This is a genomic window from Pseudoalteromonas ostreae (assembly GCF_018069805.1).
GTDB classification, from domain to species: domain Bacteria; phylum Pseudomonadota; class Gammaproteobacteria; order Enterobacterales; family Alteromonadaceae; genus Pseudoalteromonas; species Pseudoalteromonas ostreae.
Map to the genome: position 1 here is coordinate 1 of NZ_JAGPYN010000045.1, position 8,594 is coordinate 8,594.

An 8,594-nucleotide genomic window follows, 5' to 3' on the forward strand; every position below is an offset into this window, starting at 1 on the left:
ATATGTGTACAGTGTGGTTGTTTGGCTCCCATATTCAAGAAAATGAGCGACGAGCGCATTTTCTTTTTTCTGAATATCTTTAGCAACAATAAAAAATTATAGCTGGCAATACATTACGTTATTTGTTAACAATAGATTTATTAATACATGAGCGTGGCGTCGGCAGAAAGATGCGCGATGAGCGCACTATAAAATTGTTAGGGTTTCATAGCATTTGAATTTAGGACGATAACTAATGAGTAGTAATGCAGGTGGCGCAGCCACAAATGCAGGAATTGATTTTCAGCAGCGTATATCAGCCCTTTTTATGACGCATATGCTAATGGATGTAGCCTTCATTGACGATCTAGGCATGGAAAGAAATTCCAAAATTCAAAGCTTGCAATTTGAATCAGATGAAGCCATTGATGATCTAGTGGTAAGAACTGATCTGGGAACGGTATATATCCAAGCGAAAAGATCAATCAACTGTTCACAAGTTGAAGGATCAGAATTCTCTAAAGTTATTAAACAGTTTGTCGAACAGTATTCTCGCGAAACCTCTGATAATGATAAGTTCGTACTTGCAACTACATCAAAAGCCTCTTCAAAAATAACACGTGATCTAAGGAAGATTACTGAAAGTATAAAGCTAAATGATCAAGGCTTTATACAAAATCCGTTAAATCAATCTGAGCAAAGTGTTTACGATACGCTCAACAATCTTATAGATAGCCACTATTTACTTTCTAGTGGTAATGAAATAACTGAAGATATAAAGATGGATATTCTGAGAAGAATACATATATCTGTAATTGATGTGGAGGCTGGGATGCCTCTGGAAAAAGCTGTGATGACTTTAATTTCTGGAAATTCAGTCGTTTCTGCCGAATTATTGTGGTCGGCATTAATTAGTTTAGGATTATCGCTATCAAAAGAACGGGGTTCAATCAATAAGCAAGGTCTTGAAGATCGAGTGGGTCGATTTGTTGGGGATCTGAAACAAATCGATAAAGATATAGCTAAGAAAAAACTAATTCAGATAGAAACGAAAAGCTCCCTATCTTCTGGTAGAGAGGTGCTTGTAATAGAGTCTTTTGATAAAGATTCTGATTATATGATAGTAGAGTTAATTAGATTTGAAGATGACGGAAAAAAAAGACTTAATTTTTACAATGATAAAGTCGAGCTACTGAATGGCAGTACATGGAATGTATTGTTTCGAGCTTCTACATATGCAGGGGCTGAGAGATACATAGCGGGAAATTCTGAATTATTTGAGGGTAAAAATTTAGCAATACTTCCAATAAACTCTAAAGAAGAATTAGATAAAACTCCGATATCGCTAAGTCACTCTGAGCTATGCCAAAATATATTTAATGAAAAAGCCGACCCTTTAATGTGCATCCATTGTGGTGACCCAATATCAGGTGACAAATCTCCCTATATAGAAATTGATGAGTGTGACGCTGAGCATGACGTTGGTTTTTCTCACGATGATTGCCTTTCGCCAATAGATCGAGTACTGGGTTTAATTGACTCAGCCCTTTTTAGGGAAAATCCGCATATTAGAAATTTTGATTACGAAACTTGGTATGTCACCCTTTCCAAGGGACAAGGCTTTTTTGCAGGTATGTCTAGCATGCCAAAAGATACTTATCCAGTCGCATGGAAGCCTGATTACAACAATATATCTAGGGGAAAATATTGCATAAAAATAAATTTGGAGGATGGTAGTTCTAGATATGTTCATGATAGAGGGCGTGTTGTAAGGGAAACTTTAGCTGGAGCAGAAGAAAAATGCGAATTTTTTAATACTGCATTTAAAGAGGGCAAAGAAAGTAAAGATCCTCATTGTTACACGTCTAAGTCCGAAGCATTTACTACTTACTCTGTTGCTATGAAGAATAAATCGGATGATGAGGATTGCTTAATATGTATAAATGCAGAAGTAGCTACTTTCACAAATGCCATTAACAAGGCGTACAGTGCTTTTGATAACTTTTATGCACCTCTGGTTATGTTCTTAGAAAAGGAAAGTGGCCTACCAATAGTCTTAGAAGAAACAATGCTTATGATTTCTTCCCCCTTGAACCTTGAAAGTTACTTAACTAACTGGAAGAGAGCTGGTATTGAACTGCCAGATTACACGTTGTCAATCATCGATAGTGATGCAGCTTTCGACAAGTTAGTAAGTGAACTCAAGTCTGATGGTATATCTATCATTATTGATCCTGAGGTAGACATGCGGGGGCAGATGACATCAGGCTTGATCATTGAAAACATAAATGAAATCTTCAATACGTCGGAATGACCCCTAACAAGTCAAAGCACTCGGACTTGGTGAAGCTGTCACCTTTTTTTGTACCAAAAAAGGCGCCAACTTCACCAAGCCGGTGTTTGAGGCGTTATTTGGGCGTTATTTGGGCGTTATCAAAATAGGGAATGCCAAATATTATGGTGAAAATGACGGTAGTATTGATGGCTGTTTTGCTATCATCATGCGGGTATTCGCAAGACAATGCGACACGTTGGCAAGAGGATGTCGACATTTATGCAAAAAAACTGATCGAAGGGCATATAGATCCTTTTCACACACTTACACAAGAACGTTTTGACAATGAGATCGTCAGGATTAGGGAAAGCATACCCCACAAAACAGAAAACGAAATACTGATAGATCTGATGAGGCTAACACGGAAAATTAACGACGGACACACCTCTTTTCCACTATGGGGGCTGGAGTATGATAGCTTCCCTCTAAAGCTGAAATTGTTTGGCAATGACTTATATGTGCTAAGTACAACAAGCCAACATAAAGACCTTCTGGGATCGAAGCTTGTCTCCATCAATGGCGTATCCTCTCTTGAAGTTGTCCGTCTTCTGTCAGAAATAAGCCCTTTCTCTGAAAACGAATTTTCCACTGCAATAAGAGCTGCTAGCTATTTCCCGAATGTTGCCATTCTAAGAGGGCTTGGAATAGTTGAGAAAGAAGACGAAGCAAAATTCGTGTTCGATATTCAAGGGGAAAAAAGGGAGACTAACCTTGAATCCAGCCGTTCACCAAAGCTTGATGCTCGAATATCACACTTCAACGACGCAATATTCTCTGCTGATGAGAAGGTTGATAAAAATCTTTGGTATGGATCTTCATCAGATAATAAAACCGTATACGTTAGGTTTAGAAGATACACATCCATTTCCAGAATGGAACGATTTTCGAGGAGCCTGCTTGGATTTATCGACAAAAACAAATCGGAAAACCTCATTGTCGACCTTAGAGACAATTATGGTGGAGATTTCTTCGTAGGCCTGAAATTAGCACAACAGCTGGTACTCGCAGATACCATTAACTGGAAATCGGGAGTTTACACACTAATCGACAACGTTACATTTTCCGCTGCAATGAGCAATGCGGCTCAATTTTCTCAAATATTAAACAGCAAGCTGGTGGGATCTCCAACGGGTGCTAGACCCTCTGGGTATCAAGATATGAGTCAGTTTACACTTCCAAATTCTGGACTTGAAGTCACCTTTTCGAAGCGGTTGTATAGCTTCAAAGACACTCAGCGAGACGCGCTGTACCCAGATGTACAGATTGATACATCTATCCAGGATTACGCGGATGCGTTCGACAGGCAGTTGAGATGGGTGTTAAACGATATTGAAGAAAGAGGTGTCGCTGATAACAAAGCATTGCAGCGGACAGACCGCTGAATGCGACGTTGAAGTTTCAATCACCGACATGGAGTTCATGTGAATAAATACCTATTAATAATCTCTTTAGCTATTTCATCGTTTAGCACTCAAGCATCAAATTTAATCAATGATGAGCGAGTAACAGATCAAAAAAGTTGCTTTACTTGGATTTTTACTGATTACGCTTCATGGCGTAATGGCATGGAGAAAAAATTCAAAAGAAAAATAAAATCAGAGGAAAAGCTTAATCATGCCTTGACTCGGTTTGATTCTCGTTTCGGCAAAGAAAAATTCGATTTTTACCAGAGTAATTTGTCTTGTTCTACCTTTAATTATTCTGTCGATGGAAATACTGTAAAAGGCTATGTAATCAAGCCCAAAGTATCAAAAGGTAAATTGCCGGTATTAATTTATAACCGAGGTGGTAATGGTAACTTTGGTGGTGTCGTTTTCGGCTCAATGATGCATAACCTATTTCCTATTGCTAATGAAGGCTTTGTTATTATCGAGTAAAAAAGGAGTAAAAAAGGACAGGCACATTTTTTTTGCAAAAATCATAGCATCAACTACTGTTATTACATACAGTATCTGATGAAGTTGATATATTATGACTCGCGCAAGAAAAAAGCTTATTGATTTAGCATCGACATCTTATTATCACTTAATCTCACGATGCGTGAGACGTGCATTCTTGTGTGGTGATGATAAATACACAGGTAAAAACTTTGATCATCGTAGGGAGTGGTTAGTAGAGCGAATTAAGTTATTAAGTAGTGTGTTCGCCATTGAAGTTGCTGCCTACGCGATTATGAGCAATCACTACCACCTTGTTGTGAACGTCAATAGGCGTCAAGCACTTGATTGGTCCGATGATGAAGTAATTAAACGCTGGTATCAGCTTTATAACGGCCACTTTTTAGTCGACCGCCACTTAAAAGGTGAGCAGTTAGATAAGCCAAGTTTGCTCTTTTTTAATGAGATCATCGCTAAATGGCGAGAAAGATTGTATGACATCAGCTGGTATATGAAAAACCTCAATGAGTACATTGCCCGCGAGGCCAATAAAGAAGATAACTGCACGGGTAAGTACTGGGAAGGGCGCTATAAGTCGCAAGCATTATTAGATGAAACCGCAGTGCTCAGTTGCATGGCCTACGTTGATTTGAACCCTATCAGAGCAAACATAGCCGATACGCTTGAAGACAGTGATTTCACCTCAATTCAAGAACGTATAGCGCACTTTAAAGCCTTTACCACAGACACGGTTAAAGCGAATAAGCTTCTCAAACAAAAAGATAATATTCAGCATGAAAGCCAACCAGCACAGTTAAAACCATTTGGCGGCAATCACATTAAACACACGATCCCCTTTGCCTTACTGGATTATATTGAATTAGTCGACTGGAGTGGCCGCCACATAGATCCAAAGAAAAAAGGGCATATCAACAAAACTATGCCAAAAGTGCTCCTGACTTTGAATATAGAAGAGGCACAATGGCTTGAATCAATTCAACGTTTTAGGCAGCAGTACTCAAATTTTGCAGGCAGCAAACAACGGTTAAAGCAGCAAGCCGCCAGTAATGATGTAAAATGGTACAAAGGCACAGGCTGAACAGTTGCATCATTATTAGGTTGTTTTAAAAATACACTATTGAACAAAGTGACGGCCTAGCTTCGCCTAAAATTCTTTCCAAGCACCTCAATTCTAAGCTCTGTAACTAACACTAATAGTGTGCAAAAAATAATTATGCGATTATCCACAACGGGAGAGGTGCTAAATTTTCTGACACAAAATATGTGTCTGTCCTTTTTATTTCTACATCCTTTTTATTTCTTTTTATTTCCGTTTCTATTTCCTGCAGTCATCTTCATGCGTGTAATTTAGGTTTAATAGGGCTAATGATTTATTTAATAGGTGAAATAAAAATAACCCCGCAATAAAAGATAAACTCTGAACCTGAAAAGCAAATTTAGTGACACAGTTTTATTTGTTCAATTAGAGTGGCTCTCTTATTTAGTTGCTGCTGAAAGGTAAAGGGTTAGGAAAGATAGTCGACGCTGTACCAATAGTGAAAGGTCATCAAATGTTGAAGACAGAGCTGTTCCAGATCACTGGGAGGTGGACTTGAACCAAGGCTCAGAAAACAGCTTTATCGCGACCTTAGTTGAACGACATTCTAGGTATGTAATGCTAGCGAAAGTACCTAGTAATAAAACAAAGCCAGTAATCGAAGCATTGATTAGACAAGCTAATAAGTTGCCAGCACTGCTAAGCTAGTATGTTGCGATTAATTTAGATGTAGCGACAAATTAAATAGTTCGAACGAGTTAGCGGCCTAGCTTGCTGCATCAAATCAGCTAATTAACCTGCTTAACTGCTCAGGTCAGTAACGACTGTGCATACGAAAAATATAATTGCTTAAGGGTTAAACATTAGGTTTAATGGATAGATAATAAACACTGAGTAACGCAGGGACAGCATAGATACGACAGGCACACCAATTAAATTTGCTTGCTATAGCTTAGGTCATAAAAAGCCTTTCTATATATGTAAAGTCCATAGCATAAACAACACCAACTCTACACATCGAGCAGGTAGCGCCTCAGTCCGACAAGCGATTATGCAACACAAACTGCGTGTCGCATAAATACTAAAATGTTATAGCGCAATTGAAATTCAGCAAGATTCGGGTCGGCATTAGTCGTTCGGCCTCCTAATATAGCATCTGTTCGGGCATATGCCCTTTAATTGTCAGCAGAGCTAGGAGAAATAATCGATGAACATATTGGCCAACAAAGTTGCTATTGTTACTGGTGCCAGCACCGGCATTGGCTACGCAGCCGCGAAGCTTTTTGCGAGAGAAGGTGCTGCCGTAGTGGTGGCAGCAAGGAGACAGAAGGAGCTTGATGAACTGGTGGAATTAATCAAGACTGAAGGTGGGCAGGCACTGGCACTAGCCGGTGATGTTGGCGAAGAAGCTTTTGCCAAAGCTTTGGTAGATAAGGCTGTAAGCCACTTTGGTGGCCTGGATATCGCTTTTAACAATGCTGCTATTTTGGGCGCTATGGGCCCTGTGCCGCAGATGTCGCAAACGGATTGGGATCAGGTTATTGCGACGAACTTAACCAGCGCATTTTTGGGCGCAAAGTACCAACTGCCGGCTATGGCAGCCCGAAAAGGAGGTTCGTTAATTTTCACCTCTACCTTCGTTGGTTACACCGCAGGTATGCCAGGCATGGCTGCCTACGCAGCCAGTAAGGCTGGTCTTATTGGTTTGACTCAAGTGCTGGCGTCAGAGCATGGGCCTCAGAATATCCGGGTCAATGCCCTTTTGCCTGGTGGTACTGATACGCCAGCGGGACGTGAGTTTGCCAATACGCCAGAAGCATTGGCGTTTGTGCGTAACCTGCATGCGCTCAAGCGTATGGCGACACCAGATGAAATTGCTCAATCCGCATTGTACTTAGCATCCGATGCATCCAGTTTCACAACTGGTTCTGCGATGTTGGTAGATGGCGGTGTATCCATAAATCGTGTCTGAGAGGCAGAGTGTGTCAGACTATGACCGTATCGCACGTGCTATGGCATACTTGGTAGATCGTGCAACTACCCAGCCCGCTCTAGAAGAGATAGCCGCCCATGTGCATCTGAGTCCGTATCATTTTCAGAGGTTGTTTTGTCGTTGGGCGGGTACCACGCCAAAGCGGTTTTTGCAGGTCCTGACATTGGAGCGTAGCAAGGAGTTGTTGGATAAATCCCGCTCTCTGCTCGACGTTTCACATGAGATTGGCTTAAGCGGTAGTTCAAGGTTGCATGATCACTTTGTGCAGCTGGAGGCAGTGACACCGGGGGAGTATAAAAATAAGGGTAAGGAGCTACGTATCGAATACGGTGTGCACCCTACACCACTGGGGCCTATGTTTGTAGCTGTAACACAGCGTGGTGTTTGTAGGGTTGAGTTCATGGACTTCAATGACATTGAAGAGCTGCTGGATGACTTGCGTAACGCTTGGCCATTGAGTTCGATTGTAGAAAGCATCACATCTACGCACTATGTTATTGATGCGTTTTTTAGTAGTGATACAGCTGCCAAACATGGTCCGCTGTCGCTTCATGTGAAAGGTACGAATTTTCAGGTAGCTGTGTGGCGGGCGCTGCTGAAAATACCACCGGGCGCAGTGGCTAGCTATTCTCAGGTAGCCACAGCACTCAATGCGGCCCAATCTGCAAGAGCGGTTGGTAACGCCATTGGAGCAAATCCTGTTGCTTTACTGATCCCCTGCCATCGGGTAATACAGCACAGTGGTGCGCTTGGTGGTTACCGTTGGGGGCCAGCCAAGAAGCTTATGGTACAAACATGGGAAAAAATGCGTGATGAACCTGTTTCGCTATAACAATGACATGCAGCTGACGTTCTTATCTTACCCCGCGCGGCAGATGGCGGGCGTTGAGGCTGTAGAATTACTCTTTACAGGAACGAATGCACCTACTTTTAGTTGTTCAACTTTCAACCTTGAATCTACTATCAAGCTATGATCTAGTAAATATTATTCACCCACGGTAAATTGTTATGGCTCTTTCGTTGGGTAAGGAGTCAAGCCTGATTTATCCTGCCAAAATAAATTCATTCCTATCAATTTCGCTGAGCAAATTCTGCCAGGTACCTTTGAGTATGCGCTTTGTTATATTGTCGAAAATAAACTCGACTTGTCGGGCTTTGATGCGTGGTATAACAATGATAAAACGGGCGCAGCTGCGTATCCGCCTTCAGTGATGCTAAAAATTATTTTACTCGGCTATGCACATGGGTTTGGTTAGTAGCCGCCGTATTGCTAAGGCGTGTGAGACGAATATTTTGTTCATGAGTGTGTCGGGTGATATTCAACCTCATTACACATCTGTAGCGGGATTCGTG

At 41.2% G+C, this 8,594-nt stretch carries 6 protein-coding genes and 2 pseudogenes; all 8 read left to right on the forward strand.

Translation table 11 applies throughout. The features are described 5' to 3' along the window. Positions 1-235: 235 nt before the first annotated feature. A complete protein-coding gene (locus J7338_RS20285; protein WP_210798784.1) occupies positions 236-2,293 on the forward strand; it encodes a hypothetical protein in 2,058 nt (685 codons plus the stop codon). 143 nt (positions 2,294-2,436) lie between these two features. Continuing rightward, positions 2,437-3,696: a S41 family peptidase gene (locus J7338_RS20290; protein ID WP_210798785.1), complete on the forward strand. Its 1,260-nt coding sequence runs from the start codon at positions 2,437-2,439 to the stop codon at positions 3,694-3,696. 39 nt (positions 3,697-3,735) lie between these two features. Beyond that, positions 3,736-4,191, forward strand: a complete 456-nt coding sequence (locus J7338_RS20295; RefSeq protein WP_210798786.1) for a hypothetical protein — start codon at positions 3,736-3,738, stop codon at positions 4,189-4,191. Between the two features lie 94 nt (positions 4,192-4,285). Next, positions 4,286-5,290 carry a transposase gene (locus J7338_RS20300; protein WP_182732664.1) on the forward strand — a complete coding sequence of 335 codons (1,005 nt, stop codon included), beginning with the start codon at positions 4,286-4,288 and terminating at the stop codon, positions 5,288-5,290. 430 nt (positions 5,291-5,720) lie between these two features. Then, a pseudogene (locus J7338_RS20305) lies at positions 5,721-5,941 on the forward strand (transposase); the annotation flags it as partial. A 514-nt stretch (positions 5,942-6,455) separates the two neighbouring features. Further along, positions 6,456-7,220: an SDR family oxidoreductase gene (locus tag J7338_RS20310; RefSeq protein ID WP_210798788.1), complete on the forward strand. Its 765-nt coding sequence runs from the start codon at positions 6,456-6,458 to the stop codon at positions 7,218-7,220. A gap of 10 nt (positions 7,221-7,230) precedes the next feature. Further along, complete coding sequence (locus J7338_RS20315) at positions 7,231-8,073, forward strand: bifunctional transcriptional activator/DNA repair enzyme AdaA (protein ID WP_210798789.1); 843 nt, start codon at positions 7,231-7,233, stop codon at positions 8,071-8,073. Between the two features lie 232 nt (positions 8,074-8,305). Continuing rightward, positions 8,306-8,594 (forward strand): annotated as a pseudogene (locus tag J7338_RS21165) (transposase); the annotation flags it as partial.

Coding starts and splice junctions, on each gene's coding strand:
- J7338_RS20300 (WP_182732664.1), top strand. CDS start 4,286: ATGACTCGCGCAAGAAAAAAGCTTATTGATTTAGCATCGACATCTTAT.
- J7338_RS20310 (WP_210798788.1), top strand. CDS start 6,456: ATGAACATATTGGCCAACAAAGTTGCTATTGTTACTGGTGCCAGCACC.
- J7338_RS20285 (WP_210798784.1), top strand. CDS start 236: ATGAGTAGTAATGCAGGTGGCGCAGCCACAAATGCAGGAATTGATTTT.
- J7338_RS20290 (WP_210798785.1), top strand. CDS start 2,437: ATGGTGAAAATGACGGTAGTATTGATGGCTGTTTTGCTATCATCATGC.